We start from the raw sequence: 26,566 nt of genomic DNA on the forward strand, positions 1-26,566 counted from the left end.
AGATGAACCGACGCACCCTCCTCGGCGGCCTCTTCGCGGCGGCCTCCGTCCCCGCGCTCTCGGCCTGCTCCAGCGGCATCACCTCCCTCGACGGCGGCGGCACCACCTCCGGCGGCAGCGGCTCCAGCAAGGGCGGGATCACCATCGGCACCGCCAACTTCACCGAGAACCAGGTGCTGGGCTACCTCTACGCGGCCGTGCTCCAGCAGGCCGGCGTCAAGGTCAAGGTCCGCCCCAACCTCGGCACCCGGGAGATCGTGATCCCGGCGCTCAAGGCGGGCGACATCGACCTGCTGCCCGAGTACCAGGGCGCCCTGCTCAACTACCTCGCCCCGAAGGACAGTTCGTCGGAGCCGGGCACCATGCAGAACGCCCTCACCCTGGCCCTGCCCACCGGCCTCCAGGTGCTCCCCTACGGCCAGGCCGCCGACTCCGACTGCTTCGCCGTCACCCGCGCGACCGCGAGGAAGTACGGCCTCGTCACCCTCGCCGACCTCGCCCAGCACAACGGCAAGCTGGTCATCGGCGCAGCCCCCGAGGTCAAGAAGCGCCGGGTCGGCGCGGTCGGCCTGAAGGAGGTGTACGGCGTGGAGTTCAAGGAGTTCAAGTCGCTGGACTCCGACGGACCGCTGGTCAAGGGCGCCCTGAAGAAGGGCGACGTGGACGTGGCGAACCTCTTCACCACCGACACCGACATCGCGGCCAACGACTGGGTGGTGCTGACCGACCCCAAGAACCTGATCCCCAGCCAGCACATCGTCCCCCTCATCGCCGACCGCAAGGCCGACGACACGGTCCGCAAGGCCCTCGCCCGCCTCGGCAACATCCTCACCACCGACCAGCTGACCCAGCTCAACAGCCAGGTCGACAACGACAAGAAGGACCCGGAGGACGTGGCGAACGCCTACGCGAAGCAGCACGGGCTGGCCTAGGAAGGACCCCCGCCGCAACAGGGGGGCTAACCCCAGTGCAGCGGACGCAACGGCTGCCTACCGTGGAGTCCATGACCGGAATGGACGCGCGGGACACCGAACTGAAGAAGGAACTCAACGCCACCCTGCAGGCCCGCAGGGAACTGGGCGAGGAGTACGAGTCCGCGCTGGTCGACTCGTTCCTGGAGAAGGTCGACCAGCGGATCGACGGCGCGGTGGACCGCCGCCTGCGGCGCCAGCTCGCCGAGCAGCAGATGGTGACGGCCCGGGGCGCCCGTAACCCCAAGCCCACCGACTCCTTCGGCGAGCGCTTCGGCTTCGGCATCGTCTCGCTGGTCCTGGCGGTCCCCCTCTCCGCGATCGGCGGCGGCCTGGCCAACCTCCCCGGCCTCCTGACGGCCTGGGCGGGCATCGTGGGCGTGAACGCCTTCCAGGCCGCCAAGACCAACCCGGACCTCTTCCGGCGCCGCCGCAGGGACAAGAGCGACTGGGAGGACTGAGGGGGCGCCGCAGGCGCCTCAAGGCGTGCGGGGCTGTACCGATGTGCGGCTCCGCCGCGCGGGCGCGAGAAGCCCCACCGGGCCGGCACCCGCCACACCACCGCCCCCACCCGAGTCGGCAGGCGGACAACTCACACCTGACGCGTGGGCATCACCACCACCTGCCGCAGATTCACATGCGCCGGCCGGCTCGCGACGTACGCCACCACATCCGCCAGCTCGGCCGCCGACAGCGCCCCGAACGCCTCGACGAGCCCCACGATCGCCTCCTGCCCCTCCGAGTCGAGATGCGAGGCGATCTCCGTCCGGGTCACCCCCGGCTCGATGTTGGTCACGCGCACTCCCCGCGGCGAGAACTCCTCCCGCAGCAGCGCCGAGAGATGCGTGACCGCGGCCTTCGTCGCCCCGTACACCGCGAAGCCAGGGAAGCCGGTCAGGTGCGCGGCGATGGACGAGACGTTCACGAGATCCGCGCTGCCGCCCCGCGCCGCCGCCTCGCCCAGGTCCCCGGCGAAGGCGCCGGTGATGCGCAGCACCCCGGTGAGGTTGGTGTCGATCATCGACTGCCACTCGTCGACCCGCGCCTGCTCGATCGGGTTCGGCAGCATGACCCCGGCGTTGTTGACGACCAGGTCGACGGTCCCATAAGCCTCGTGGACCCGCGCCACCGCGGCCGCCACCGACGCGTCGTCCGTGACGTCGGCGACCACCGCCACCGCCTGCCCGCCGTCGGCCACGATCTTCTCCACGACGGCCTCGAGCCGCTCCGCGCGCCGCGCCAGCAGCGCGACCCTCGCCCCCTGAGCCGCCAGCGTCAGGGCCACGGCCTCACCGATCCCGCTCGCGGCCCCGGTGACGACGGCGGTACGGCCGGCCAGATTCTCGTACGACATTCAGGTGCTCCCCGACTGGAAGGTCCGCCGGGGGATGTCCCCGGCCTCGGTCTCACCCTCCGCCGCCCGCACGGCCGTACCCAGGGATGCGCTTTTCCTGGGTCTGCCAGTACCAGGTTCCGCGCCCGCGGCTCCCCTACGATCGAACCCATGGACGGGGATCTCGGAGACTTCCTGCGCTCGCGCCGTGCCCGCATCCGGCCCGAGGACGTGGGCCTGCCCTCGTACGGCCGGCGCCGGGTGCCCGGACTGCGCCGCGAGGAGGTGGCGCAGCTGGCCGGAGTGAGCGTCGACTACTACATCCGCCTGGAGCAGGGCCGCGGCCCGAGCGTGTCGGACGCCGTCCTGGACTCCATCGCCCGGGTGCTGCGCATGAACGCGACCGAGCACTCCTATCTGCGCGCGGTGGCCCGGCCGTCGAAGAAGGAGGGGCGCCGCCGCGGTACACCCCCGGGTGTCCGCCCCGGCGTCCAGCTGCTGCTCGACAGCATGGACCGCACCCCGGCCTTCGTCCTCGGACCCGCGATGGAGGCGCTGGCCTGGAACGCCCTCGGGGACGCGCTGCACGGCTTCAGCGGCCTGCCCCCGGCCCGGCGCAACCTCGTCCGGCACCTCTTCCTGGAACGCGAGGGCCGCGACCTCTACCCGGAGTGGAACGCGGTCGCCGCCCAGTGCGTGGCCACCCTGCGGCTGAGCGCGGGCGCCCACGCCGACAACCGCGGGGTGCGCGAGCTGGTCGGCGAACTCTCCCTCAAGAGCGAGGACTTCCGCCGGCTGTGGGCCGACCACCAGGTCAGGGCGTGCCTGTACGGCGAGAAGCGCTTCCGGCACCCGGTCGCGGGCCTGCTGACCCTGTCGTACGAGTCGCTGACGCTCCCGGAGACTCCGGAACAGACCCTGGTGGTCTACACGCCGGAACCGGGCTCGGAGACCGCGGAGAGGCTGGCGCTGCTGGGCAGTTGGGCCAGTACGAGCGCGTAGGGAGTAATGCGCGGGGACCGCCGCACCCCCGTGAACGGGGGGCGGGACGACGGCGGTCCCCGCGAGGGACGTCGACCGGGTCAGGCCAGGTCTGACGTCCGGCGTCCATGGAGGTCCGGGAGCCGCTCCGGAGGTCCTTGGACGTTCGGCGCCGGCCGGGGCGGGGAGCCGCTCCCGCCCTGCCGACACCCACTAATGTGCCGGACGCGTGTTAAGCGTGTGCTGCGTGGACGTGACACGCTCGTACCACTTCCGCGAAGTCCACCCTTTCGACAGGAAACCGGAAGTTCGCCTCCGGCACCCGCCGTTCACCGGACGTTTCCCGCTACTTCCCGCCCTTGGCGAGGAAGGCCAGCAGATCCTGCCGGCTGATGCCTCCGGTGGGCTTGCCCTCGTCAATGAACAAGCCCCCGTCACCCGATATGCGGAACCGATCCGTCATCCACACACGAAGCCGGGCTTCTGCCCGCATATTTCGAAGCACTCGAACACTTCATCCGTCCTAGAAAGGCCGCCCGCATGCCCGGCTGGTCCAGGAGCTTCGTCAACGCCTCGCTCGTCTCGGCTCTGGAAGCCGGACGCACCTTCGAGGAATGGCTGGGCGGCCGGATACCCGGAGTGGACTACGCCCGGATCAGCGCCGACCAGAGCACGCGGTCCGCCGTCCTGGCCAGGGGACGAGAAGCCGGGACAGGCATTCGCCACCAGCACGAGGAGAACACCGAGACCGCAGCCGGGTTCGGCGTGGCCATCGTCAAGTTCTACGAGGACAACGGTCTGACGGCCGCACAGCCGACTGTCGTACGACCAGCATTCGCAGAGATGGTCGACGCGCTCCACTGCCGAAGAACGACCGAGGGCTTTGCCGTCCAGGCGCTCATCGCCACGGAGCATGAGCGCGTGTGGCGGCTGGCCTCGGACTTCGCCAGGGTTCACCAGGCCGTCACCGTCACCGACGAGGGAGTGTTCATCGAGCGGCGAACCGTATTCGACCTTCGCTCCCACCACGACGGCGAAGAGATCGTCGCCGGCGACGGCGAAGTACGGAGGACGAAGGAGCGCATCGAGCGCCACATCCGGCGACGTGCCATCGACGGCGGAACACCGGGCGGTCGCAGACGCTTCGGCTGGCTTCCGCCCGACCCCCGGTCGGGGCTGCGAATCAATATGCGCAGGGATCCCGGGGAATGGCCTGTCCTCCGGGAGATGATCGAATCGGCACTGCGTGGAACAAGTTGGAACGCCATCGCGCGGCAGCTGAACGCCCGGGACATCCCGACCGCGTCAGGAAACCGATGGAGCGGCGCGACCGTACGGCAAGCCCTGACCAACCCTGTGATGTGCGGCTACCGGGCCATCCATGGTGAACTCGTCCGGAACCCTGCCGACGGCACACCCGTCGTGGGTCAGTGGGACGCCCCCGCGAGCGTCGAGGAGTGGCAGGCACTGGCCGACCTCTCCCGGCAGCGCGGCTCGAAGCGAGGCACCCGCCTGACGAACGGCAGCCCCCGTCCGGGGACGGCACCTCAAAGCTTCCGCAAGTACTTGTTCAGCGGGTACCTGCGCTGCGGCGCCGTCCGCAAGGACGGCCACCCGTGCAACTCCAAGATGGGCGGTTGTGCCCGACCGACCGCGAAGCACCCGGACAACGCCGTGTACGTATGCACTGCCTTGGACTGCGGCGGCACCGCGCGCAGCGTTCGTGACGTCGATCGTCACCTTGAGGAAGTCGTACTCGCCCTGCTTGATGAGCGAGGCGATGCCGTCGGCCCCGAGCAGCCGGAATGGGCTGGTGCACCGCTGTTGCAGCGACTGGTCGAGGAACGTGAGTCTCTCGAGCGCGAAGTCCGCGCAGGCACGGTGAGCAACGTCTACGACGTGCGGAACGCATCCGAACTCGAGATCCGGATCTCAGGTCTGAAAGCGGCCCGAAAGAAGCACCACGACATCCGACAGGACGCTGCGAGCGCCCGGCTGTCGTCGCGCTGGCCCGTGATGAACCTCGAGCAGCGACGAGCGGCCATCACCACCGTCCTGCGATCAGTGACCGTCCTGCCCATCCCGCCCGGCCGCTCGCGCCGCGCCCCGTTCGACCCCACGCTCCTGCGGATCAGTCCCGCCGTGTGAACCGAGGAAATCGCTGCGGGGTGCCGTCCCGAGGGACGGCACCCGTCCGCCTCACTGGACCTGGCGTGCCATGTAGGCCAGCAGGTCCTGCCGCGTCACCACTCCGGTCGGCTTGCCGTCGACCAGCACGATCGCGGCGTCCGCGCGGCCCAGGACCGACATGAGCCCTTCGATCGGCTCGCCGGAACCCACCTGCGGCAGCGGCGACGACATGTGCTTCTCCAGCGGGTCACCGAGGGCGGCGCGCTGCGTGAACAGCGCGTCCAGGAGATCCCGTTCGACGACGGAACCCACCACTTCGGCCGCCATGACGTCGGGGTGCCCGGCGCCCGGCTTCACGACCGGCATCTGGGAGACGCCGTACTCGTGCAGCACCTCGATGGCCTGACCGACCGTCTCCTCCGGGTGCATGTGGACCAGGCTGGGGATGGCGCCCGCCTTGTACTTCAGCACGTCCCCGACGCTCGCGGTCGGTTCCGACTCCTCGAGGAAGCCGTAGGACGCCAGCCACTCATCGTTGAAGATCTTCGAGAGGTACCCGCGGCCGCTGTCGGGCAGCAACACGACGACGACGTCGTCCGGCCCGAGTCGCTCGGCCACGCGCAGCGCCGCCACCACGGCCATCCCGCAGGAGCCGCCCACCAGGAGGCCCTCCTCCTTGGCGAGGCGGCGGGTCATCTGGAAGGAGTCCTTGTCGGAGACCGCGACGATCTCGTCGGCCACCGTGCGGTCGTAGGCGGTCGGCCAGAAGTCCTCGCCGACGCCCTCGACGAGGTACGGCCGTCCGGAGCCGCCGGAGTACACCGAGCCCTCGGGGTCGGCGCCGATCACCTGGACCTTGCCGTCGCTGGCGTCCTTCAGGTAGCGGCCGGTGCCGGAGATGGTGCCGCCGGTGCCGACGCCCGCCACGAAGTGGGTGATCCTGCCCTCCGTCTGCTCCCACAGCTCGGGGCCGGTGGAGTGGTAGTGGGAGAGCGGGTTGTTGGGGTTGGAGTACTGGTCGGGCTTCCACGCGCCGGGCGTCTCACGGACCAGGCGGTCGGAGACGTTGTAGTACGAGTCCGGGTGCTCGGGGTCGACGGCGGTCGGGCAGACGACCACCTCGGCGCCGTACGCCCGCAGCACGTTGATCTTGTCCGTCGACACCTTGTCGGGGCACACGAAGATGCACTTGTACCCCTTCTGCTGCGCCACGATGGCGAGCCCGACACCGGTGTTGCCGCTGGTCGGCTCGACGATGGTGCCTCCGGGCTTCAGCGCGCCGCTCTCCTCCGCCGCCTCGATCATGCGCAGGGCGATGCGGTCCTTCACGGAACCGCCGGGGTTGAAGTACTCGACCTTGGCCAGGACGGTCGCCTTGATGCCCTTGGTCACGCTGTTGAGCCTTACCAGCGGGGTGTTGCCGACGAGGCTGATCATCGAGTCGTGGAATTGCACCGTTGTCTCCGGATGCTTGCAAAGAAAGTGGTCCTAGTGGTCCAGCCAGCCTATGGCCTGTTCGGGCGCCATGACGGCCGTTCACTCGCTGTGGGGATTGGGCCACGGTCCGTGCGGGGCAAGGAGTGGGTGTAGCGGGTACGACGGAGGTGGCGGCGACGTATGACGAGCATGTCGAGGGCGAGGGTGGCCCGCCGGATCGCGGCCGGCGCCGCTTACGGCGGTGGCGGGATCGGTCTGGTCGGAGCGGCGGCGATGGGGCTGCTGCTGGCGGAGGTGCGGCTGGCCCGGCGCCAGGTGGGCAACGGCACGACGCCGCACGTCCCGCAGGCCGAGGGCCGGTACGGCCATGTGTACACGGTCCTGGGTGAAGCTCCGCTGCGTCTGGTGATGCTGGGCGACTCCACGGCCGCGGGGCAGGGCGTGCACCGGGCGGGCCAGACGCCGGGTGCGCTGCTGGCGTCGGGGCTGGCGGCGGTGGCGGAGCGCCCGGTGGAGCTGCGCAATGTCGCTCTGCCCGGGGCCACCTCGGACGACCTGGACCGCCAGGTGGCGCTGGTCCTGTCGGATCCGGCGCGGGTGCCGGACGTGTGCGTGATCATGATCGGTGCGAACGACGTGACGCACCGGATGCCGGCGACGCGTTCGGTGCGGCACCTGTCGTCCGCGGTACGGCGGCTGCGTACGGCCGGTGCCGAGGTGGTGGTGGGCACCTGTCCCGACCTGGGCACGATCGAGCCGGTTCAGCAGCCGTTGCGCTGGCTGGCGCGCAGAGCCTCGCGGCAGCTGGCGGCGGCCCAGACGATCGGTGCGGTCGAGCAGGGCGGGCGCACGGTGTCGCTCGGCGATCTGCTGGGGCCCGAGTTCGAGGCGAATCCGCGTGAGCTGTTCGGGCCGGACAACTACCACCCCTCGGCGGAGGGTTACGCGACGGCGGCGATGGCGGTGCTGCCGACGGTGTGCGCGGCCCTGAGCCTGTGGCCGGCCGACGAGGACCGTCCGGACGTGTCCCGTCGCGAGGGCTTCCTGCCGGTGGCGAGGGCGGCTGCGGAGGCCGCGTCGGAGGCCGGTACGGAGGTTGCCGCGGCGATGCCGACGGGTCCGACCGGGCCGTGGGCGCTGCTGAAGCGCAGGCGGAGGCGGCGGGTGCGGGCGACCGAGCCGACGCCTGCCGTGAATGCCGTGCAGGGCGAGGCCGGCTCGTCCAGCGGCTGAGAGAGCCGGAAAAGCAAGCGCTTAGACATAGGTCACACCGCCATCCCCGTGACCCAGGCCATACGTACGGGTAACTTCCCAAGCAGCCCCGTCCGGTAGAACACCCCGTACGTCAATGGAGCCGTGATGCCCGAAGCCGTGATCGTCTCGACCGCCCGCTCCCCCATCGGCCGCGCCGTCAAGGGCTCGCTCAAGGACCTGCGCCCCGACGACCTCACCGCCACGATCATCCAGGCCGCCCTCGCCAAGGTCCCCGAGCTGGACCCGCGCGACATCGACGACCTGATGCTCGGCTGCGGTCTGCCCGGCGGCGAGCAGGGCTACAACCTGGGCCGGATCGTCGCCGTGCAGATGGGCATGGACCACCTGCCGGGCTGCACGATCACCCGTTACTGTTCCTCCTCGCTCCAGACGAGCCGCATGGCCCTGCACGCCATCAAGGCCGGCGAGGGCGACGTCTTCATCTCGGCCGGTGTCGAGATGGTCTCCCGCTACGCCAAGGGCAGCTCGGACGGCCTGCCCGGCACCACCAACCCGCTCTTCGACGAGGCCCAGGCCCGTACCGCGGCCACCGCCGCCTCCGAGGGCTCGACCTGGCACGACCCGCGCGAGGACGGCCTGCTCCCCGACCCGTACATCGCGATGGGCCAGACCGCGGAGAACCTGGCCCGCGTCAAGGGCGTCACCCGCCAGGACATGGACGAGTTCGGTGTCCGCTCGCAGAACCTCGCCGAGGAAGCCATCAAGAACGGCTTCTGGGAGCGCGAGATCACCCCGGTCACGCTGCCCGACGGCACGGTCGTCTCCAAGGACGACGGCCCGCGCGCCGGTGTCACCCTGGAGGGCGTCCAGGGCCTCAAGCCCGTCTTCCGCCCCGACGGACTCGTCACCGCCGGCAACTGCTGCCCGCTGAACGACGGCGCCGCCGCGGTCGTGATCATGTCCGACACCAAGGCGCGCGAGCTCGGCCTCACCCCGCTCGCCCGGATCGTGTCGACCGGCGTCTCGGGTCTGTCCCCGGAGATCATGGGCCTCGGCCCGGTGGACGCGTCGAACCAGGCGCTGCGCCGCGCCGGTCTCACGATCGACGACATCGACCTGGTCGAGATCAACGAGGCGTTCGCCGCCCAGGTGATCCCCTCCTACCGCGACCTGAACATCCCGCTGGAGAAGCTGAACGTGAACGGCGGCGCGATCGCCGTCGGCCACCCCTTCGGCATGACCGGCGCCCGCATCACCGGCACCCTCATCAACTCCCTCCAGTTCCACGACAAGCAGTTCGGCCTGGAGACGATGTGCGTGGGCGGCGGCCAGGGCATGGCCATGGTCATCGAGCGCCTCAGCTGACGCACCGTATCCAACTGGCGACCCAGCGCCACCCTTTGGCCCAGAACCGAGGAAACTCCAAGGTTCTGGGCCGATTTGTGATCCAATTTCCCCCAGGATGTGACCTATATCGCTCGCGCGGGGATTTCCGCAGGTCACACGCGCCCCACCGTAAACCCCGAGCCCAAAGTCCTGTCCGATTCGTGACGTTACGCACTGACAGTTGGATAGTTAGCCCTTCAAGCTGATGTAGGAAGTCGGGGGTCGACTTTGAACCGGGAGTACGTCAGTGAGCGCCATGCCGATCGCCTTGCTGGTCACCACGGCCGCCACGGGCGCCGTGGGCGTCGCCGTCCTGCGCACCCTCATGGTGCTGCGCCGACAGGTCGCCGCCCTGCACACCGAGCTCGCCAGGAACAACACCGCGCCCGTGCGGGGTCTCGTACCGGCCGCCCGTCCCGCCGCTGACGTCGACGAGATACGCGCCGCCGTGGCCGAGGCCCTCGCCGAGGAGCGCGAGCGCGAACTCGCCGAGGCGCGTGCCTTCTGGGCCGCGCAGGAGTCCCGGGACGCCTCCGACGCCCCCTCGCTGCTGGGCCTGCCCGACAGCGAGCTGTTCCTGCCCCGGCAGGCGGACTTCGTGGGCCTGGAGCCGGTGTCGGAGCCGACCGCCGACCTGGACGAGTTCGCGGGCGACTCCCCGGAGCTGGCCGCGGCCCGCCGCCGGCACCCGAGCCACCCGGACTTCGTCCCGGTCGGGTCACCCGTCGTGAACGACCACGAACGCACGGTGGCGACCCTGGAGGAACTCGCGGCCTCCGGCACCGAACTGGCGGACGTCCGCCCCGGTCCGCTCGGCACCCTCGACGTGTACGTCTTCGCCGACGGCACCACGCTGTGCATGACCCCGGGCCACCGCGAGACGGCGGAGCGCCTCTCCGCGGCCCTGCGCGCCGGCGAGACCCCGGTCCTGCTGGGCGGCTCGGGCATCTCGGGCGCGTACACGCTGACGTTCGCGTGCGGCGAGGAGAACGTCTACATCCTGGCGGACCGGGTCATAGCGTCCCTCTAGGAGTCAGACCCCGGCCCGCCGCTGGGCCTGCGCCACCAGTTCCATCGCTTCTTCCACCTGGCTCTCGTCCGTGAGGACGAGGGCCAAGTCGTGTACGGCGACGGTGATCTGGTCGGCGGCGGCGAACATCCCGGCGTCCGGCATCGTCCGCGGCTTCACGTCGGGCGCCTCGATGACCTGCGCCCGATGGGCCAACTCCCGGGCCAGTTGCAGGGCCTCGGCGGCGGCGCTCCGTTGCAGTCGGGACTGCGGCGCGGCCCGCAACCGGTCGGCGAAGTGGTCCACAGCCTGGGTCAGACGCGAGGTATCAGCCACCCGGCAACGGTACGCGTCCCACCGGGACTGTTGCCAACACGCGAACGCTCAGGCACGGTGACCTGAAGGACCGGCTTACATCCCATGCCCACGGAGGCGCCGATGTCCCAAGTCTTCTCCGAGGAGACCCACCGCAACATGCTCGCCCGCATCCCCCATTGCACCGGTCGTGAAGTGTCCGACTGGCTCCGCACCGTCGACGAAGGCCCGGCCCTCTTCCGCTTCGAGGAAAAGGTCAGCTGGCTCCGCCACGAACACAACCTCGCGTACGGCCACGCGAAGGCGATCATCCACGAGTACGACCTGAGGAGGGCCGCGCGCAGGTACTTCTAGCCGCGCACATGCCGAAGGGCCCCAGGTACGGAACCCGGGGCCCTTCGTCGTACGAGCCGAACGACCGTCGGCGACTAGTCGTTGCTGTTGAGGATCGCGATGAGTCGCAGGAACTCCATGTAGATCCAGACCAGCGTCAGCGTCAGACCGAACGCCGCCAGCCAGGCCTCCTCCTTCGGCGCGCCGTAGGCGATGCCGTCCTCGACCTGCTTGAAGTCGAGGGCGAGGAAGCACGCACCGAGCAGGACGCCGATGATGCCGAACACGATGCCGAGGCCACCGCTGCGGAAGCCGAGGCCGTCACCGCCGCCGAAGACGGCGAACAGCATGTTGACGACCATCAGCAGCAGGAAGCCGAGCGTGGCCGCCATGACGAAGCCGTAGAAACGGCGGTTGACGCGGATCCAGCCCGCCTTGTACGCCACCAGCACCGCGGCGAAGACCGCCAGGGTGCCGATCACGGCCTGCATGGCCGCGCCGCTGGCGATGCGGTTGTCGACGATGCTGGAGATGACGCCGAGGAACACGCCCTCGAACGCGGCGTACGACACGATCAGCGCGGGCGTGGCCTTGCGCTTGAAGGACTGGACGAGCGCCAGGACCATGCCGATCAGCGCGGCGCCGATGCCGATGCCGTACGAGCGGCCGATGTTGGCGTCGTCGACGGGCAGCAGCGCCCAGGCGAGCGCGGCCGTGACGATCAGGACGCCGAGGGTGGTGCCGGTGCGCATGACGACGTCGTCCATCGTCATCCGGCCGGTGGTCACCGGGGCCTGCGGCGGTGCCCCCTGCTGAAGGTCCTGCTGGGCGTAGGGGTTGGTCGCGTACGGGTTGCCGGCCTGCTGGGCGTACGGGTTGCCCTGCGTACCGACTGCTGCGCCCCCGGCCTGCGGCGCGGTGTTGAAGCCCGCGTAGCCGTTGTCGCGGCTGAACCCCCGTCGCGAGAAGACCGGGTTGCTGCTCCTCATTTCACTCCTCCATGGCCACCGTGTGTGGGCCTTGCCTCAAGAGTAATGGGTAGGCAAAGGAATGACCCTAGTGCTTGAGGAGGATCTTCCCTCGTTGTCCTGCGCAACACGCTACGGGGAGGGGTGATTCCCGGCACGGGAGGGGCCGCCTCGAGGCGCCTCACTCGAAGGGGAAGCCGGTGTAGGCCTCGGCGAGGTCGGTCTCGGCGGCCCGGGACCCGGCGATGCGCTCCAGGCGGGCCAGCTGCATCCGGTCCTCGAAGGGGGTGGCGCCGGGCGCCCGGTGCAGGAGGCCCGTCATGTCGTACGAGAACCGTTCGGCCTGCCAGACCCGTCGCAGGCAGGTCTCGGAGTAGCCGTCGAGGCGTTCCGCCGAACCGGTCTCCCGCTGGTACGACAGCGCCCTCGCGAAGGTCACGACGTCGCCGACGGCGAGGTTGAGGCCCTTGGCGCCGGTGGGCGGGACGATGTGCGCCGCGTCGCCGGCGAGGAAGAGCCGGCCGTGCCGCATGGGCTCGTGGACGTACGACCGCATGGGCGTGACGGACTTCTGGGTGATCGGTCCCCGGTCGAGCCGCCAGTCGTCGTCGGTCTCGAAGCGGTGCTCCAGCTCGTCCCAGATCTCCTCGTCGCCCCAGCTCTCGGCGTCGGTGCCCTCGGGGACCTGGAGGTAGAGGCGGGAGACGGAGGGGGAGCGCATGGAGAGGAGGGCGAAGCCGCGGTCGTGGCGGGCGTAGACGAGTTCGTCGTGGGAGGGCGGGACGTCGGCGAGGATGCCGAGCCAGGCATAGGGGTACGACCGCTCGAAGACCTTGGTGAGTTCGGCGGGGACGGCCTTGCGGGCCACCCCCCAGAAGCCGTCGCAGCCGACGACGTACTCGCATGCGAGGACATCCTCACGGCCCTCGTGGCGGAAGCGGATGCGCGGGGCGTCGGTGTCGGCTCCCTCGACGGCCAGGGCCTCCGCCTCGAACAGCAGCGGGCCGCCCTCCTTCAGCTGGAGGGCGATGAGGTCCTTGCAGACCTCGGTCTGGGCGTAGACCGTCACGGACCGGCCGCCGGTGAGGGCGGGGAAGTCGACGCGGTGGCGCTTCCTGTCGTAGCGCAGCTCGATGCCGTCGTGCCGCAGGCCCTCGCGGTCCATGCGCTCACCGGCGCCGGCCGCGCGCAGGACGTCGACCGTGCCCTGCTCCAGGATTCCGGCGCGCTGGCGGTGCTCGACGTAGGCGCGGTCGCGGCTCTCCAGGACGACCGAGTCGATGCCGGCGTTGTGGAGGAGCCGGGCGAGGAGCAGGCCGGCGGGGCCGGCTCCGATGATGCCGACGGTGGTGCGCATCGGGCGTTCCCTTCGGGTGACCGGGGCGGGTGTTCGCATGGTGAAATTTCTTTCACTCGGGTGGGGTGAGTCTGCGCTCCGGGTCCGCCGCTGTCAATGGTCCGCGCACGCCGTCCGGCCCACGGGGGCACCGTGGGCCGGACGTCCAGGGGTCGGTCAGCGCGGTGGCCAGCCGTCCAGGTGGCGGCGCATGGTGACGTCCTGCTGGGCGTCACCCTTCGGGGCGTTGTCCACGGCGTCCTTGAGGACGGCGTTGACCTCCGCCGCGAGGCCGTCGGCCCGGGCGCGCAGGTCGGCCGCGGGGACCTTGGAGCGGGTCAGCGCGTCGAGCCTGCGGTGGATGTCGTCGAGTTGGCGGCGGTGGGCGGAGTCGAGGGTGAGCGGGGTGGGCGTGGACACCACGAACTGGTAGGCGCCGGCCAGGGTCTGGCAGCCGGTGCAGCTCTTGTTGGCCGCGTCGCTGAGGTTCACGGCGTTCAGCCGGGTCTGCTCGCCCGCGAAGGTGACGATCTGGAAGGACAGCGCGACCGAACGGCAGGCGTCGTCCGCGGAGCAGCCCGACGAGACGGCGTTGGCCTGGTTGCGGACGTTGGCGGCGCTCACCTTGCCGTACTGGCGGATGGTGAACGAGTCCTTCGACTCCGTGTGGTCGAGCTGGTTGGCACGGCTGAAGACGTGGTCCGACGCGACGGCTACCTTCGCGGGGCCGTTGGTCGCCGCCTGCGCCGGCACGGCGGTCGCCACACCGGCGACACCGGCGGCGAACAGCCCCACGCGGACGGCTCGGCGGGTGAACGGGGTGGAGGTACGGGGTTTTCGATGACTGCTCAAGGGGGCTCCTTGGGTGGGTGATCGGTATGGATGTGGGGGGTCTCTGCGGCTTCGGTGGGGGCGGGCGTTTTGCGCAGTTCCCCGCGCCCCTGAGATGCCTGCGGCGGCCCGTTGCGGCCCGGTGGGGGCGTGCGTAGCGCGTGCGGTCGGTTTGGGGTCGGGGCCGGGGTGGGGGGTATCCGTCCTCGGTCCGGCGGCTCGGTCCATCGGAAAAGGGGCCCTGTAACGGACGCCGGCCGCTGCGGGCGGACACCCCCCACCCCGTCCCCTTCACGCCGTACGCGGCTGCACGAGCGTCCAGATGACCCATCCAGGTGCGGGCCCTGCGGTGGCCGCCCGACGGGGCGACTGGGGGCACCCTCCTCTCAGCACGCCCCCAGTTGCGGCACCCCGCCCCGCAGGGCCTCGCGCTCGCCCCTCACGACGACGCCGGTGACCCGCTGGCCGGTGGCGGGGGTGGGCTGTCCGTCGGGGTCGGTGCGGCGCTCTCCGACGGGACCGGGGAGGAGGCCGGCGTGGACGGGTCCGGTCCCGTGCCCGGTGACGACGGTCCCGGGGCCGTGGACGCGACCGGCGCGGGAGACGCCGTACCGCGGGAGGTGCCGGTCGCCGCGCCCGGTGCCGTCGCGGACGCGGCCGGTGAGGCGGACGCCGAGGCCGCGGCGGAGGTGCCCGCCGACGGGGCGTCGGAGCCCGAGGGGGCGCCCGCCCCCGGCGGTGGGACCGCGCCGGGGCCGGTGCCTGACGGGTCGTCCGACGTGCCGTCGTCCGGGGTGGACGCGTCGCCGTCCGGAGTCGTGGCCTGCCGGGGCTCCGGTTCCTCCGTCGACACCCCCGGCTGGAGGATCGGCGCGATCGGCGGCTTCTTGGGCAGCGGCTGGGGTGTCAGACCCGAGGTCCACGCGTAGCTCAGACCCGTCAGTCCGGCGAGGACCACCGCGCACAGCGCCATCCGCAGCGCGGGCCGCCCGTCCGTGGACCGCTTGGCGGCACGGAAGATCCGCCCCCCGATCTTCACGGTGAGATAGACGACCCCACCCATCGGGATCAGCAGCATCAGACAGCCCAGCACCCCGACGAGACCCTCGACGATCTTCCCGTCCGCGAGGGCCGACCCGGTGCCGGAGAACTGCTCGACCATGGACCGGACCATCGTGGCGATGATCCTCGGCAGGTTCCACAGCGCGTACGCCAGCTCGCCGATGATCAGCGGCACCATCGTCAGCACCCAGGCCGCCACGACGGTCCGCGCCGACTTCTTCAGCCCGGCGACCTCCTGGCGCGCCGCCCGCCCCTTCCGCCCCGGCACCAGCCCGAGCAGGATCGGCTTGATCTTGCCGTAGAGGTCGGGGACCCCGGCGAGGTCGCCCAGGATGTAGTAGCCGTCGAGCCGCACGGCCGGCATCAGCTGTTCGAGGATCTCGAAGTGCCCGAGGTAGACGGCGGCCAGGAAGAACGGCTCACCGGTGGCGAAGTACAGCCCGGCCATGCCGAGCATGAAGACCACGTTGAAGTAGACGCCGCCCAGGTCGGTCCTGATCCGCCCGCCCCGGCCGATCCGGTAGACGTCGGTGACGTCGGTGTACATCGACGGCCAGATGAGGAAGATCCCGCAGCCGATGCAGCCGGGCCGGGCCCCGCCGTATCTGCACGCGGAGGCGTGGCCGAACTCGTGGAAGACGAGCGAGGCCACGGTGAGCAGGAACACGACCAGGATCAGCACCGGCTGGTCGAGGACCTCAAGGACCGGTTCGATCGCCCCGTAGAAGGCGAACAGCCAGACGTCCATGGCCACGGCCGCCGCCATCATGACGGCGACCACGACCGGCCGGTGCAGCCACGCGAACATCCGCGCGATCTTCGCCGTGCGCTTCTCGTCGAAGATGACCCGGTGGCCCTTGAGGGCGAGCAGCAGGTCGGAGCGCGGTGCGTCGACCTCGTCGCTCTCCTGGCCCTCGGGGACCGTCACCCCGAGCGGTTCGAGCTTCTTCTCCACCAGGTAGCGGATGTTGTCGCCGCTGACCTCGCGCCCGAACCGCGCGCTCACCCGGTGGGCGATCGACTCGGTGTCGCGCACGCCGTCCACGGACGACGCCACGAGATACAGCAGCCGGGACAGCTGCACGACCTGCCCGTCCCCCCGACGGGCGATGTACTTGGGTTCGGTGAAGCCCGACCCCTGGTACTCGCCGTGCAGTCGCAGTCCCGAGCTCAGCCGGGGCACCAACTGCGGTTCCACGACCGGCAGGCTGCCGGTCGCGACCTGCTCGTAGGTCACCGGCCAGCCGCCGGGTCCGGGCACCGGCCCGGTGTCGTACAGCGTCGGGGTCCCGTCGCCGAGCACTGTCATATGTGGTCTCCCCCCATGTCCTGCCCCCCTCATGGCGCCGGGGCGGACCGCACCTGTGCGCGGTCCGCCCCGGCGGCCGTCGTCAGCGCAGGGTCACTGCTTGACGGAGATGGACTGCGAGGCCTGCGACTCGGCGGCCGACCACGCGGAGTGGTCGTTGACGGCCGCGGACTGGTTGTCGGCGTGCACGGTCGCGATGTGCTTGGTGACGTTGGTGGTCCGGTTGAAGCTGAACTTCAGCTTGCCCAGGGCCTCACGGCCCGGCAGCAGCTCCGCGGACTCGGTGTCGAGCTCGTGCATGTCCATGCTCATGATGGATGTCCTTCCAGGTGGTGATGATGGATGAGTGGGCGTGGAGGCGGTGCGCGGGTGCTACTGCGTGACGCTGATGGCCTGCGAGGCGCCGGAGCTCGCCACCGACCCGACGGAGTGGTCGTTCAGGGCGAGCGAGGAGTTGCTGGCCTGGACGGTGGCGACGTGCTTGGTCACGTTCGTGGTGCGGTTGAAGCTGAACTTCAGCTTCCCGAGGGCCTCGCGACCCGGCAGCAGTTCCGCGGACTCGGCCTCGAGCTCGTGGGCGTCCATCATGATCAGTTCCCCCTCAGGGATGGGCATTTCCGGTCGGACCGAGTCAGGTTCCCCCCGCACTCTGTCCAACTTGGTCGGACGTGCTGTCCAACGAGATTGGACACTAGGGCCTCGCGGGGCCGGTGCGCAACCCGTTCGGGGAATCACTCTTTCGGCGGCGGGTGGGGCCGCCCGTAGAATCGGCTCCGACATGGACGGTTCCGCCGAGCGGCGAGCAGGAAGTGACCCACCCGTGGCCAACGCACTCCAGCAGTTGATCCGTGAGCGCCTGGACCTCAAGGGCTGGTCCTACGGCGAGGTGGCGCGCCGCGGTGGCGTTCCGCGCTCCACCGTCCACCACCTGGCGACCACCGACCGGGTCGTCCGCATGCCCCAGTCGGCCACCCTGGAGGGACTGTCCAAGGGGCTGGAACTCCCGTTGGACACCGTCCGCCGCGCCGCCGCGGAGGCCTGCGGCATCCACGTCTACGGCGCCGAGGGCACCGCCGACCGGCCGGCCGACCCCGAGGTCGACCTCCTGATCGCCAGCGTCCAGAAACTCTCGGCGGACGACCGCCGGCACGTGGCCGCCCTGGTGGAATCCCTCCTGGACCGCACGCCCAAGCAGTAGCCGCCCGGCCGCGGGTCGGTGTCGTCGGTCGACGGCGGGTGGGCGGGGAGCTGGTCACAGGCGTCCGGCGGCGGGCCGATGCCGTCGGTCGACTGCGCGTGCGTGGGGGGCTGGTCGCGCGGGTCCGCGGTGACGCGCGTGACTGCACCCACTTAGGGGCGCGGGGAACTGCGCGACCAGCCCCCACCGGGCCGCGGACACCCACCGCCCCCACCGCCCCGCGGACACCCCACCGCCGGCCGAAGAAGTGACCGTCCGGGAACCGGGTGGCGGCGGTCATCGATCGCGGATGTTCACTCTTCCGTGCAGTCGGAAAAAGAATTCGACTGTGCCCGAAAGGGTCCCGTTCCCCCCGCTAGTCTCTCGTCCTGCCCGAGGAGCGAGAGCCGCACGACCCCGGGCTCCCAGGGGGGAATGTGTTGTTCGTGCATGGCGGCCCGGCCACAGCCGTGGTCCGCGGGCCCGCCGGTGAATCGGTCGTTCTGCTCTCCGGCGAACTGCCCGAGGTACTGACCGACGAGTCAGTGAGAGAACTCGTGGGACTGGCCGCGGCCGTCCTGGACGCGGACGAGCTGCCGCTGTTTCACACCTGTCTGAGAACCCTGCGCCGCGACGGCATGCGCGCGGGCCGCCGGATCGAGATCGACGGTGCCGTACTGACCGTCTACGAGGGGTGACGGCGGGGTGCCGGCCCACGCGGGAGAAATCACCGCGTGGGCGAGGAAGTGCCCGGAGCCGGACTTGAACCGGACTAGGCCACCCCTGCTGACCTGCACTTTTCCCATTCTCCCAGGTCGGCGACTCCCGATGGGGCCCGACCAGACCGGACTAGACCCGACCGGACCGAGCCAGCCGGGGGTTGGTGCGCCATCTGGCGCACGGCCTGGCGCACAGTTCCGGACCCCAGGTCAGGCGGCGGCCAGCTCCTGGACGGCCTGGGCGACGGCCGCCACGGGGTCCTGGTCGGCAGGGAACTCGAACCACTCCCCGCGCAGCCGGTACGCCTCGAACCGGGCGTGCAGCGCCTGTTCCAAGGCGAGGCCACCGGGCCCGGTCCACAGGATCACCAAGGGGAAGGGGTTGCCGGTCTGGAGCTCGGCCAGCCGGTCCGCCGGGTTGCCCTTGCCGATCTTCACCGGCCGGAACTCTGGCGAGCCGATGACGTACACCCCCGCTTCGTACTGCGCCCCCCGGCGACCCCGGGCCGGGATGAGTGCAGACAGGCGCCGCCGATTCACCCGGAGCGTCGCCGCGATGTCGACCATGGGCGCCCCCTCGTCGTACAGCTCCCGGGCCCGGGCCCCCGCCTCCTCGTCCGTCAGCTCCGGGACGGGCGGTGCGCCTCGCCGGGAGCGGCCTTGGATCCACCCGGACAGGAGGCGCCGGTTGACGCCCAGCGTCGCCCCGATGGCGAGCATTGGCATACCGGCGTCGTACAGGAGCTGTGCCACGGCCCGCTGCTGGGCGTCCGTCAGCTCGGCGACCTCCCAGTGGGCGGCCAGGTAGGCGGTCCACGTCTCGTGGCCCAGCTCTTGCCAGGCGCCGCTGGTGTACGCGTCGGCGACCTGGCGCCAGTGATCGGCCGCTGTAGGGTCGTTCACGTCGACCTGCTCTCTCTCAACGGTGGTCAGGTTGGCCCGCCCCGGGGTGTTCGCGCACTTCGGGGCTTGATCGTTTATAGCTCTCCTGGGCACCGGCGCGCAGGGCCGAACGGGGGCGTCACACGGTCGCGTTCGCGGTTGACTGGTGGCGGACGCGCAACCCCCATTGCACCCCGCGCGTCAAGATCGTGAAGAAAGTCATGCACGAGTGCATCGGGAAAGGGGTTACCGGCCGTATAAAGCGGTGGGCCCAGCGGCATGTGTCGCCGCTGGGCCCACCTTGCGGCCCACCCGTGCCCAACTTGCGGAGTATGAACGTGGGGGACCGCTGCCACGCCACACGGGCGCGGCAGTCTGCGCTTCGCGTCTACGACCGGGTGGCCGAAACGCGAGTGTCATTTAACCCCGATCTCACCACAGTGACTAGATGAATGCGCCCCGCGACCGGCCGTCACCCAAAAGAGTGACAAATGCCAGGGGCGTGGTCCCCCGGCCTCAGCACTGTGCAGCGCCGGGCTCCAGAGCCAGGTAAGCGCGCAACTCCGCAGCCTGGACGGCCATATGCAGCTTCCACGCTGCATGGTCCTGCGCGGCGATCTCGGCCCACAGCCGGGCAACCGCGGCCCCGAACGCGCGCAGTGACTCGGGGTCGGCATCACGCCACGACGGAACCTCGCACGCCCACGCGACCGCAGAAGAGGCCGTGTGACCGGTTTCCATCAGGCGCAACGCCCAAAGGTACGGATCAATCCACCCGGCTCCACGGGTGGGCCAGGCCCAATCCACCAGGCGCACCTGACGGCCCGCCATCAGCACGTTGTCCGGCGCCCAGTCCGTGTGCAGCAGCACGTCCCCGGCGAACAACTCGGCATCGTCGCCGGCGTACGGCCCCCACCGCTGTACGGCGGTCTTCAGCTCCACCCCCGCCGGGGCCTGGACGCCCTGCAACTCCTCCAGAGCACCACGCACTAGGTGAAGGTCGGCCCTGTTGCGGTAGTCCGCGTGACGGCCTTCCACGGCCTCCCAGGCCACGAGCAGCCATCCGGCCACCTCCTCATGCCACAGCAACCGCGGCGCCAGGGGCGGCAGGTGCGGGGCGATAGCGACCTCACGGTGCTGGGAGGCGGCCTGCCGGTGGTCGGCGGGAATGCCCTTGAGGAAGACGGGCCCGGCCTGGGTGGCCAGGACGACGGCCACGGCCGAGTTGCGGCCGGCCTCCGCAGGCCGGATCGAGTGGATAGGCCCGGTGTGCTGGGTGATGGCTTGGCGGACGGCGGCGGGCAGGGTGGCGAAGTCAACGCGAGGCATGGACAAGGTGCAGTTCCTCGGGGTTGTGGCTCGTAACCGCACGCTGCCCCGGCCAGCGTTCGACCGGGGCAGTGGCGGGGTCGGGCGTCGGTCAGCGGCCGGTGCTCTCCGACTTGGGGGCGCGGGACATGAGTTCACGCACGGCCTCTTGGGGCGCTCGGCCACCGTGGATCATGTCGACGACGGCGCGGGTGATCGGCATCTCCACGCCGTGCCGCTCCGCCAGGCCCTGGACGGCCTGGCACGAGGCCACGCCCTCCGCCGTCTGCGTGGTGGCGGCCCGGGCCTCCTCCACCGTTAGGCCGCGGCCGAGGTGGTGGCCGAACGTGTGGTTACGGGAGAGCGTGGAGGAGCAGGTGGCGACGAGGTCGCCCATGCCGGCGAGACCGGCCAGGGTCAGCGGGTCCGCGCCCATGGCGACGCCCAGCCGCGTGCACTCCGCGAGCCCGCGCGTCATCAACGCGGCCTTGGTGTTGTCGCCGAGCCCCATGCCGTCCGTGACGCCGACGGCCAGCGCAATGACGTTCTTGAGGGCGCCGCCCAGCTCGCAGCCCACCACGTCGTGGTTGGTGTACGGCCGGAAGTAGGAGGTGTGACAGGCCTGTTGGACGGCGGCCGCGGTGCTGTCATCAGCGCAGGCGACGACGCTCGCGGCGGGCATCCGGTCCACGATCTCGGCGGCCAGGTTGGGCCCGGACACCACGGCGATCCGGTCCGTCGGCGCCCCGGTCGTCTCCGCGATGACCTGGCTCATGAGCATGCCGGTGCCCAGCTCGATCCCCTTCATCAGGGACACGAACACCGTGCCCGGCTCCCACTGGGGCCGCCACCACTCCAGGAGGGGGCGGACCTTCTGCGCGGACACGGCCAGGACGGCGATGTCCGCGCCTTGGGCCGCCTCCTCCGGGTCGGTCGTTGCCCGTACCTTCTCCGGCAGCTTCACCTGGGGCAGATAGTCCGGGTTGCTGCGGGTCCAGTTGATGGCGTCCACCAGTTCAGGGCGCCGTCCCCACATGGTGACCTCACACCCGGCGTCCGCGAGGACGAGCGCGAACGCGGTTCCCCAGGACCCAGCTCCGTAGACAGCTACACGTCGTGACATGCGGTCAATTCCTTTCAGTCCTCGGGCCGTCTCACGGTAACGGTGAGGGCCACGCGGTCCCGGAGCCCGGGCGCCCGGGTCCTGGCCTCCGTCAGCATGCTGTCCGCCTGGGCGTCGCCGAGCTGGGCGCGCAGCTCCGCCTCATGCTCGATCCACAGCTGATAGAGGCGCTGCCACATCGCTGGTTCGTGCGGCCGTTCCTCCTCCGCGTCCAGGATCAGCCCCGTGGCCTGGGCCTGCTTCGTCCACGGCGGGAGGGTTGACCGGACCCGGTTGCGGCCGGAGGTGATGACGGCGCGGGCACCCGGCTTGAGTACCCGCCGGATCTCCTGCAATGCCGCCCGCCGGTCACGCGCGAACCCCAGGGCATCCACGCACACCAGACCGTCCGCGTACTGGGAAGGCAGGCCAGTCGAGGCCAGGGAGCCCTGGAGGAACTCCGCCCGCTCAGGCGCCACGCCGAACGCGGGGAGGCGGCCAGCGGCCAGGCTCAGCGCCGTGGCGGAGATGTCCACCCCCGTGACGGCGACCGTCAGGGCCCGGGCCAGCCACAGGCCGACCCCGCCCGTGCCGCAGCCGACGTCCACCAGTTGCTGGCCCGGGCGCAGCCGCAGGTTGGCGACCATCGCGCCGAGGAGGGGCCAGTCACAGGAGCTGGAGGCATCCACCTCTGCCGGGTAGACGTCGCCCATCGCCGCGGCGTACAGGTCCCGGACGATGGTGGCCCCGGCCCGGGCCCCGTGCAGGGCGTCGTACACCTGCCCCAGTTGCTGCTCCTCCGCGGTCAGCACGGCCTCATCCATGGCGCTCCCTGGTCCGGGGGATGGAGCGGGTGATCCGCATCTCCATCCCGGGGGCGACCACCTTCACCGCGGCGTACGCCGGCGACTCCCACAGGTCCACGGCGATGGGCTCGCCCCCGGTGACGCCGGTGACCGCCGTGACGACCTGCTCCAGGAGCCGGTCCACGACGGGCTCCAGGTCGACGGCCGAGCCCGCGCAGTCCGTCCAGGCCTGGGTGGGGAGGTCCGCGAGTTCCGGGGCGCCGGGCTGGGCGGCGAACGCCGCCTCATGGCCGTCCAGGTCGTCCCGGGTGCCCGCGATGCACGTCAGCCGGGACTGCGCCGCTTCCGTGAGCGCCCGGGACAGCGCGACCTCCGGGAGGACGTGGCAGCCGGACCCGGCGAACACCACCGGGTAGTCCTCCGACCAGATGTAGGCGGCGAACACGGGGACCCGGTACCGGCTGCTCACGTGGACGATCTCCAGCCACATGCCCGCATCCAGGTACCGGCCGATCAGGTCGGCGCAGTACGGGTCCGTCACCGCGGCCGGGTCGACCAGGGTCCGGTACCGGCCGCCGGCGGTGTAGTCCCGGTGCAGGACGTCCCGCTCCACGCACTCAAGGAGCGCGTGCAACGTCGCCTCGGCTTGCGTGTTCCCGCACGCCAGGCCGTTGCTCGTGACGGCGAACAGCTCCGGGCGGGCCGGGCCGTGGTGCACCTGGCGGCGCAGCAGGTCCGCGGGCACCAGGATGCCGCGCTGGGTTGCCAGTCCGCGGCCGGTCGTCCAGTCCAGCACCACGTCCGCCAGGCGCGGGTGATGCACCTTCACCGGGAGCGCGGCCATCGGATAGGGCGGGTGCAGTTCCCGGTGCGTGCCGTGGGCGTCCAGGACCACCGGCTGCTCCGCGTGCCACAGCTCCGCGGCCTCCAGGACGGCCGAGATCTTCGCCAGCGTGTCGTTGGCTCCCTTGCCCTGGGACGTCGCCAGTGTGTGCGCGGCGGGCCGGACAGCCGTCCAGACCGGGATGTCCAGATAGTCGAGGCGGGTCAGCCGGGCCACGCGCGTGATGCCCAGGCGGCCGATCTCCGGTTTCAGCGCCTCCCACGTCTCCTCGGGCGTGCGGGTACGGACAGTGCCGGCCAGGCAGTGGCTGGTCATCGGACCGCCTCCTGGTCCCGCAGGAACCCGAGCACCAGCGGGCGGGCCGCGTCCACGGCCTCCCGCTCGCCCTGGAGGCCCCGCATCCAGGCCTCCTCATCCAGCCCGTCCAGGCCGGTGCCCCACACCTCGGCCAGCATGCGCCGCACCACATCCTCCTTGATGGCCTCCGGGAAGAACCCCGCATGTTCCTGCTGCGCCTGGGCGTTGACGGCCGCGTACCGGGCGACGTCGGCGCGGTCGGCGGCCGTCTCCCGGACCAGGAGCCGTGCCGCGGTGGCCTCGTCGGTGAGGTCCGTACGGGGGTTGATCACTGCACACGCCACCGCAGGAGGAAGGTCCGGCACCTCGTGCCCGGCCAGGTGCTGCCACCACACCTCTTTGAACGCCGGGTCAAACACCTGCTGGAACGTCACGCGGTCCAGGGTCGCCAGGCGGCCCTGGTCGGTGTCCTGGGCGGCAAACCGGTTGGCCCACTGGCGGAAGCAGCGCGTGCCCCAGTGCAGGCCCTCCACGGGCTCCACCGGGGTGGTTGCCAGGTCGAGCGCGAGCGCCACCGCCTCCAGGGCATCGGTCCGCTTCACGTCCCCGAAGTGCGGGTTGGCGGCCAGTTCCTCCGTCAGCCACTCGGCGAACGCGGGGACTTGCCGCTGGCCGATCAGGCGCACGGCGTCCCAGGACCGGTGCGCGTAGTAGACCTCCTCCAGGGCGGTGAGGAGCTGCTGGGCCTCCTCCTCGTCCATGACGCCCTCGGCCAGGGCCAGGCCGATGACCTGGCGGACACGGACCAGCGGCCACGTGCAGGCGCTCATGTCGCCCTCGGTGGACTGGGCCACGGCCACCTCGTCGTCGCCGTCCAACAGGCCGGTGGCGTAGGCGTGCCACACGGAGCCCACGCCGATGACGCCGCAGCTGCCGAGCTCGGCCGCGCGCAGAGCGCCGATGCTGGCCGCGCCGATGACGCGGACGCCCCGGCCCAGCGCCCAGATGATCTCTTTGTGCCGTACGGCCGGCGCCTGGTGATAGACGCCGTCGATGATGACGACGGTGTCCCCGGCCTTGATCTCAGGGTCGAAGAGGTCGCCGTGCTTGATGGGGGGCCGGACCCGTAACCCCTTGTCCTGTAGTGCGGGGTCCTCCGGGCTCAACGTGGGCCCGGTGAAGACGTGAATCACGTTGGTCTCCAAAAGGGGTGCACATGGGGCGGGCGCCCGGGTCACCCACGAGGTGGCCGGACGCCCGCGCTCCGATCCGGGGTCAGAACGTGTAGCACTCCTCCTGCTCGACGTCCTCGGAGCGGGTGACGGCGGCCGTGTCCACCAGCGTCTCCACCTCCGCGCCGTCCGCGACCTGCTCGGTGGTCTTCGCCGCGTCCTGAGCCTTCGACACCATGTCGGATTCCTTCCGTTCAGCTTCCCGGCGAGGCGGTCGCCTGCCGGGCCGTGCCCGCTCCGGTCGCCACGAGCGACCAGCCGGAGCGGAGTCCAAGGGGTGGCGGTCCCGGCCGATGTGTCGGCAGCGGCCGGGACCGGTGTCCCGGCCGCCGTCACTCCCCCACGGAGGGCCGGCCGGAACGCTGCCCCGCCCAGGGCCGGGGACCACGCGGGAAGGTGCGGGTCCGGGCCGGGGAGCCGGAATCAGCCTCTACCGGCCCCGGGCGGGTGCTCGGGTGGTCAGGTGGCGGCGGCCAGCATGAGCGCCGACAGCAGCGCTACGCAGGTCGCAACGCACCAGACCACGTGCATACGGGGGGTCACAGCGGACCTTTCTTCACCACACGGAGATGGCGGCCGGGACCACCCCGGACCATCTCCCGCCAGCAGACGGGGCAGGCGTGCACCTCACAGCCCGGGCCCGAGTCGCCGAAGTGCCGGGCGAGCAGGCGGCCGTTCCTGGTGGGTGCACCGCAGGACACGCACACCTGTATGGGCTCCGCGTCGGCGAGGGGGCCGATGACCCACTCCAGGCCCAGGCGCAGCACGTGCGGGTCGGTATCCCGCTGGGTGTCGGTCGGCAGGCGCAGCCACTTCATGCCGAAGCGGTAGCCCTCCACCCCGCACACCAGCAGGCTCTCCCCCTGCCGGTGCACCTGGACGCCGGCACGGGAGGCGTCCGGCCAGCCGTCCGCGCCGCCCGGCGGGATGACCCACATCAGGTGGTCCGCAGCCGGGTCATCAAGGACGGGCCCGGAGCGCTCCATCAGGACGTCCAGCACCAGGTGCCCCCAGGCCGCGGGCACTGTGACGGCGTTCCATGAGCCGTCCACGGTGACCATGCCCAGCGGCCCGGAACTCGGCAGGTACGGCGGCGTCATCAGGGTGGCGGTGGTCACGGCATCCCCACCTCCGCCCACACCTGCTTGCCTCGGTGAAACCGGGTGTACCCCCAGTTCCTGGCGGTGGCGTCCACCAGGCGCAGGCCCCGGCCGTGCTCGGCCAGCGGATCCCCCACCTGGAGCTGGGGCACCTTCGTGCTGTCGTCCGTGACCGCCACGCGCACCTGATACCGAGCGCACCGGGTGACCGTGATCTTCACGACCTCCCCGGTGGCGTGCCGGGCAGCGTTCGCCGCCAACTCCGTGGCCACCAGCATGACGTCATCGGCAAGCGCCTCCAGGCTCCAGACGGCGAGGACCGTGCGCACCATGGCGCGAGCGTCCGTGGCGGCCTGGTCGTCCCGCTGGAGCACGCCGCTGTAGGCCGGATCTCCCGTGGTGGAGGCGACCGGACGCCAGGACGGACGGATCCGGCCCGCCGTCTCGGTCTCGTTGGTGGTGGTGCTCGCCATGCTGACGCCC

General features: G+C 71.0%; 28 protein-coding genes. 10 read left to right on the forward strand and 18 right to left on the reverse strand.

Features of this window, described 5'->3' with window-relative positions:
* Positions 1–2 precede the first annotated feature (2 nt).
* Both AC2XR2_RS17665 and AC2XR2_RS17670 read left to right on the forward strand, forming a co-directional pair.
* A complete protein-coding gene (locus tag AC2XR2_RS17665) occupies positions 3–932 on the forward strand; it encodes an ABC transporter substrate-binding protein (protein ID WP_381304024.1) in 930 nt (309 codons plus the stop codon).
* Between the two features lie 80 nt (positions 933–1,012).
* Positions 1,013–1,432, forward strand: a complete 420-nt coding sequence (locus tag AC2XR2_RS17670) for a hypothetical protein (RefSeq protein ID WP_449351182.1) — start codon at positions 1,013–1,015, stop codon at positions 1,430–1,432.
* A gap of 131 nt (positions 1,433–1,563) precedes the next feature.
* Here the strand turns inward: AC2XR2_RS17670 and AC2XR2_RS17675 are convergent, their stop codons facing one another.
* The gene (locus AC2XR2_RS17675) at positions 1,564–2,325 is read right to left on the reverse strand and encodes an SDR family oxidoreductase (protein WP_491515550.1); all 762 of its coding nucleotides are present in this window, start codon (positions 2,323–2,325) and stop codon (positions 1,564–1,566) included.
* A gap of 150 nt (positions 2,326–2,475) precedes the next feature.
* Between AC2XR2_RS17675 and AC2XR2_RS17680 the strand changes: the two genes are divergently transcribed.
* A complete protein-coding gene (locus tag AC2XR2_RS17680) occupies positions 2,476–3,306 on the forward strand; it encodes a helix-turn-helix transcriptional regulator (RefSeq protein ID WP_381304020.1) in 831 nt (276 codons plus the stop codon).
* Between the two features lie 519 nt (positions 3,307–3,825).
* Positions 3,826–5,433 carry a recombinase family protein gene (locus tag AC2XR2_RS17685; RefSeq protein ID WP_491515551.1) on the forward strand — a complete coding sequence of 536 codons (1,608 nt, stop codon included), beginning with the start codon at positions 3,826–3,828 and terminating at the stop codon, positions 5,431–5,433.
* Between the two features lie 51 nt (positions 5,434–5,484).
* On the opposite strand, the gene AC2XR2_RS17690 is transcribed toward AC2XR2_RS17685, so the two are convergent.
* Positions 5,485–6,870: a cystathionine beta-synthase gene (locus tag AC2XR2_RS17690; RefSeq protein ID WP_491515552.1), complete on the reverse strand. Its 1,386-nt coding sequence runs from the start codon at positions 6,868–6,870 to the stop codon at positions 5,485–5,487.
* 162 nt (positions 6,871–7,032) lie between these two features.
* On the opposite strand from AC2XR2_RS17690, the gene AC2XR2_RS17695 reads away from it, so the two are divergent.
* The 3 genes from AC2XR2_RS17695 (at position 7,033) to AC2XR2_RS17705 (ending at position 10,483) form a co-directional block, all read left to right on the forward strand.
* Entirely contained in the window at positions 7,033–8,085 is a 1,053-nt protein-coding gene (locus AC2XR2_RS17695; protein WP_491515553.1) for an SGNH/GDSL hydrolase family protein, read from the forward strand.
* 126 nt (positions 8,086–8,211) lie between these two features.
* Complete coding sequence (locus AC2XR2_RS17700) at positions 8,212–9,432, forward strand: acetyl-CoA C-acetyltransferase (RefSeq protein ID WP_062029947.1); 1,221 nt, start codon at positions 8,212–8,214, stop codon at positions 9,430–9,432.
* Positions 9,433–9,700: 268 nt separating this feature from the next.
* On the forward strand, positions 9,701–10,483 hold the full coding sequence (locus AC2XR2_RS17705; RefSeq protein ID WP_330266459.1) for a hypothetical protein: 783 nt from the start codon (positions 9,701–9,703) through the stop codon (positions 10,481–10,483).
* A gap of 3 nt (positions 10,484–10,486) precedes the next feature.
* On the opposite strand, the gene AC2XR2_RS17710 is transcribed toward AC2XR2_RS17705, so the two are convergent.
* Positions 10,487–10,798, reverse strand: coding sequence for a hypothetical protein (locus AC2XR2_RS17710; RefSeq protein WP_330266458.1), 312 nt, complete (start codon positions 10,796–10,798; stop codon positions 10,487–10,489).
* 102 nt (positions 10,799–10,900) lie between these two features.
* Here AC2XR2_RS17710 and AC2XR2_RS17715 point away from each other — a divergent pair, with 102 nt between their 5' ends.
* Positions 10,901–11,131 (forward strand): DUF4287 domain-containing protein, encoded by a 231-nt coding sequence (locus AC2XR2_RS17715; protein ID WP_020137875.1) that lies wholly within the window; start codon positions 10,901–10,903, stop codon positions 11,129–11,131.
* A 74-nt stretch (positions 11,132–11,205) separates the two neighbouring features.
* On the opposite strand, the gene AC2XR2_RS17720 is transcribed toward AC2XR2_RS17715, so the two are convergent.
* From AC2XR2_RS17720 to AC2XR2_RS17745, 6 genes are all read right to left on the reverse strand, one after another.
* Positions 11,206–12,099, reverse strand: coding sequence for a Bax inhibitor-1/YccA family protein (locus tag AC2XR2_RS17720; protein WP_330266457.1), 894 nt, complete (start codon positions 12,097–12,099; stop codon positions 11,206–11,208).
* A 160-nt stretch (positions 12,100–12,259) separates the two neighbouring features.
* Positions 12,260–13,435, reverse strand: a complete 1,176-nt coding sequence (locus AC2XR2_RS17725) for a 4-hydroxybenzoate 3-monooxygenase (RefSeq protein WP_381304010.1) — start codon at positions 13,433–13,435, stop codon at positions 12,260–12,262.
* A 156-nt stretch (positions 13,436–13,591) separates the two neighbouring features.
* Positions 13,592–14,266, reverse strand: a complete 675-nt coding sequence (locus tag AC2XR2_RS17730) for a hypothetical protein (protein ID WP_381304008.1) — start codon at positions 14,264–14,266, stop codon at positions 13,592–13,594.
* A gap of 418 nt (positions 14,267–14,684) precedes the next feature.
* Positions 14,685–16,616 (reverse strand): zinc metalloprotease, encoded by a 1,932-nt coding sequence (locus AC2XR2_RS17735; RefSeq protein WP_381304006.1) that lies wholly within the window; start codon positions 16,614–16,616, stop codon positions 14,685–14,687.
* Positions 16,617–16,709: 93 nt separating this feature from the next.
* On the reverse strand, positions 16,710–16,928 hold the full coding sequence (locus AC2XR2_RS17740) for a hypothetical protein (protein WP_020137870.1): 219 nt from the start codon (positions 16,926–16,928) through the stop codon (positions 16,710–16,712).
* A gap of 60 nt (positions 16,929–16,988) precedes the next feature.
* Positions 16,989–17,204 (reverse strand): hypothetical protein, encoded by a 216-nt coding sequence (locus AC2XR2_RS17745; protein ID WP_381303822.1) that lies wholly within the window; start codon positions 17,202–17,204, stop codon positions 16,989–16,991.
* 232 nt (positions 17,205–17,436) lie between these two features.
* On the opposite strand from AC2XR2_RS17745, the gene AC2XR2_RS17750 reads away from it, so the two are divergent.
* Positions 17,437–17,814, forward strand: a complete 378-nt coding sequence (locus AC2XR2_RS17750) for a helix-turn-helix domain-containing protein (protein WP_491515554.1) — start codon at positions 17,437–17,439, stop codon at positions 17,812–17,814.
* 416 nt (positions 17,815–18,230) lie between these two features.
* Positions 18,231–18,491 carry a hypothetical protein gene (locus AC2XR2_RS17755; protein ID WP_330266451.1) on the forward strand — a complete coding sequence of 87 codons (261 nt, stop codon included), beginning with the start codon at positions 18,231–18,233 and terminating at the stop codon, positions 18,489–18,491.
* Between the two features lie 231 nt (positions 18,492–18,722).
* Here AC2XR2_RS17755 and AC2XR2_RS17760 read toward each other — a convergent pair whose 3' ends face one another.
* The 9 genes from AC2XR2_RS17760 to AC2XR2_RS17800 form a co-directional block, all read right to left on the reverse strand.
* The gene (locus tag AC2XR2_RS17760; protein WP_491515555.1) at positions 18,723–19,415 is read right to left on the reverse strand and encodes a GIY-YIG nuclease family protein; all 693 of its coding nucleotides are present in this window, start codon (positions 19,413–19,415) and stop codon (positions 18,723–18,725) included.
* 495 nt (positions 19,416–19,910) lie between these two features.
* Complete coding sequence (locus AC2XR2_RS17765) at positions 19,911–20,723, reverse strand: aminoglycoside phosphotransferase (protein ID WP_491518463.1); 813 nt, start codon at positions 20,721–20,723, stop codon at positions 19,911–19,913.
* Positions 20,724–20,814: 91 nt separating this feature from the next.
* Positions 20,815–21,825, reverse strand: coding sequence for an NAD(P)H-dependent glycerol-3-phosphate dehydrogenase (locus AC2XR2_RS17770; RefSeq protein ID WP_491515556.1), 1,011 nt, complete (start codon positions 21,823–21,825; stop codon positions 20,815–20,817).
* A gap of 14 nt (positions 21,826–21,839) precedes the next feature.
* Complete coding sequence (locus AC2XR2_RS17775; RefSeq protein WP_491515557.1) at positions 21,840–22,628, reverse strand: class I SAM-dependent methyltransferase; 789 nt, start codon at positions 22,626–22,628, stop codon at positions 21,840–21,842.
* A complete protein-coding gene (locus AC2XR2_RS17780; protein WP_491515558.1) occupies positions 22,621–23,769 on the reverse strand; it encodes a YcaO-like family protein in 1,149 nt (382 codons plus the stop codon). Before AC2XR2_RS17780 ends, AC2XR2_RS17775 begins: the two co-directional genes overlap by 8 nt.
* Positions 23,766–24,944: a TfuA-like protein gene (locus AC2XR2_RS17785; RefSeq protein WP_491515559.1), complete on the reverse strand. Its 1,179-nt coding sequence runs from the start codon at positions 24,942–24,944 to the stop codon at positions 23,766–23,768. Before AC2XR2_RS17785 ends, AC2XR2_RS17780 begins: the two co-directional genes overlap by 4 nt.
* An 82-nt stretch (positions 24,945–25,026) precedes the next feature.
* Positions 25,027–25,161: a hypothetical protein gene (locus tag AC2XR2_RS17790; RefSeq protein WP_491515560.1), complete on the reverse strand. Its 135-nt coding sequence runs from the start codon at positions 25,159–25,161 to the stop codon at positions 25,027–25,029.
* 361 nt (positions 25,162–25,522) lie between these two features.
* Positions 25,523–26,101 carry a hypothetical protein gene (locus AC2XR2_RS17795; RefSeq protein ID WP_491515561.1) on the reverse strand — a complete coding sequence of 193 codons (579 nt, stop codon included), beginning with the start codon at positions 26,099–26,101 and terminating at the stop codon, positions 25,523–25,525.
* Positions 26,098–26,556: an ATP-binding protein gene (locus AC2XR2_RS17800; RefSeq protein WP_491515562.1), complete on the reverse strand. Its 459-nt coding sequence runs from the start codon at positions 26,554–26,556 to the stop codon at positions 26,098–26,100. The genes AC2XR2_RS17795 and AC2XR2_RS17800 overlap by 4 nt, the downstream gene beginning before the upstream one ends.
* Between the last annotated feature and the right edge of the window lie 10 nt (positions 26,557–26,566).

The organism is Streptomyces sp. LS-MS-L19 (assembly GCF_058382285.1).

Excerpts from the sequence above, each read along its gene's own strand:
- AC2XR2_RS17665 (WP_381304024.1), top strand. The coding sequence starts at position 3 with ATGAACCGACGCACCCTCCTCGGCGGCCTCTTCGCGGCGGCCTCCGTC.
- AC2XR2_RS17720 (WP_330266457.1), bottom strand. The coding sequence starts at position 12,099 with ATGAGGAGCAGCAACCCGGTCTTCTCGCGACGGGGGTTCAGCCGCGAC.
- AC2XR2_RS17735 (WP_381304006.1), bottom strand. The coding sequence starts at position 16,616 with ATGACAGTGCTCGGCGACGGGACCCCGACGCTGTACGACACCGGGCCG.
- AC2XR2_RS17685 (WP_491515551.1), top strand. The coding sequence starts at position 3,826 with ATGCCCGGCTGGTCCAGGAGCTTCGTCAACGCCTCGCTCGTCTCGGCT.
- AC2XR2_RS17675 (WP_491515550.1), bottom strand. The coding sequence starts at position 2,325 with ATGTCGTACGAGAATCTGGCCGGCCGTACCGCCGTCGTCACCGGGGCC.
- AC2XR2_RS17800 (WP_491515562.1), bottom strand. The coding sequence starts at position 26,556 with ATGGCGAGCACCACCACCAACGAGACCGAGACGGCGGGCCGGATCCGT.
- AC2XR2_RS17740 (WP_020137870.1), bottom strand. The coding sequence starts at position 16,928 with ATGAGCATGGACATGCACGAGCTCGACACCGAGTCCGCGGAGCTGCTG.
- AC2XR2_RS17745 (WP_381303822.1), bottom strand. The coding sequence starts at position 17,204 with ATGATGGACGCCCACGAGCTCGAGGCCGAGTCCGCGGAACTGCTGCCG.
- AC2XR2_RS17700 (WP_062029947.1), top strand. The coding sequence starts at position 8,212 with ATGCCCGAAGCCGTGATCGTCTCGACCGCCCGCTCCCCCATCGGCCGC.
- AC2XR2_RS17715 (WP_020137875.1), top strand. The coding sequence starts at position 10,901 with ATGTCCCAAGTCTTCTCCGAGGAGACCCACCGCAACATGCTCGCCCGC.
- AC2XR2_RS17680 (WP_381304020.1), top strand. The coding sequence starts at position 2,476 with ATGGACGGGGATCTCGGAGACTTCCTGCGCTCGCGCCGTGCCCGCATC.
- AC2XR2_RS17780 (WP_491515558.1), bottom strand. The coding sequence starts at position 23,769 with ATGACCAGCCACTGCCTGGCCGGCACTGTCCGTACCCGCACGCCCGAG.
- AC2XR2_RS17670 (WP_449351182.1), top strand. The coding sequence starts at position 1,013 with ATGGACGCGCGGGACACCGAACTGAAGAAGGAACTCAACGCCACCCTG.
- AC2XR2_RS17725 (WP_381304010.1), bottom strand. The coding sequence starts at position 13,435 with ATGCGCACCACCGTCGGCATCATCGGAGCCGGCCCCGCCGGCCTGCTC.
- AC2XR2_RS17695 (WP_491515553.1), top strand. The coding sequence starts at position 7,033 with ATGACGAGCATGTCGAGGGCGAGGGTGGCCCGCCGGATCGCGGCCGGC.
- AC2XR2_RS17775 (WP_491515557.1), bottom strand. The coding sequence starts at position 22,628 with ATGGATGAGGCCGTGCTGACCGCGGAGGAGCAGCAACTGGGGCAGGTG.
- AC2XR2_RS17790 (WP_491515560.1), bottom strand. The coding sequence starts at position 25,161 with ATGGTGTCGAAGGCTCAGGACGCGGCGAAGACCACCGAGCAGGTCGCG.
- AC2XR2_RS17765 (WP_491518463.1), bottom strand. The coding sequence starts at position 20,723 with ATGCCTCGCGTTGACTTCGCCACCCTGCCCGCCGCCGTCCGCCAAGCC.
- AC2XR2_RS17770 (WP_491515556.1), bottom strand. The coding sequence starts at position 21,825 with ATGTCACGACGTGTAGCTGTCTACGGAGCTGGGTCCTGGGGAACCGCG.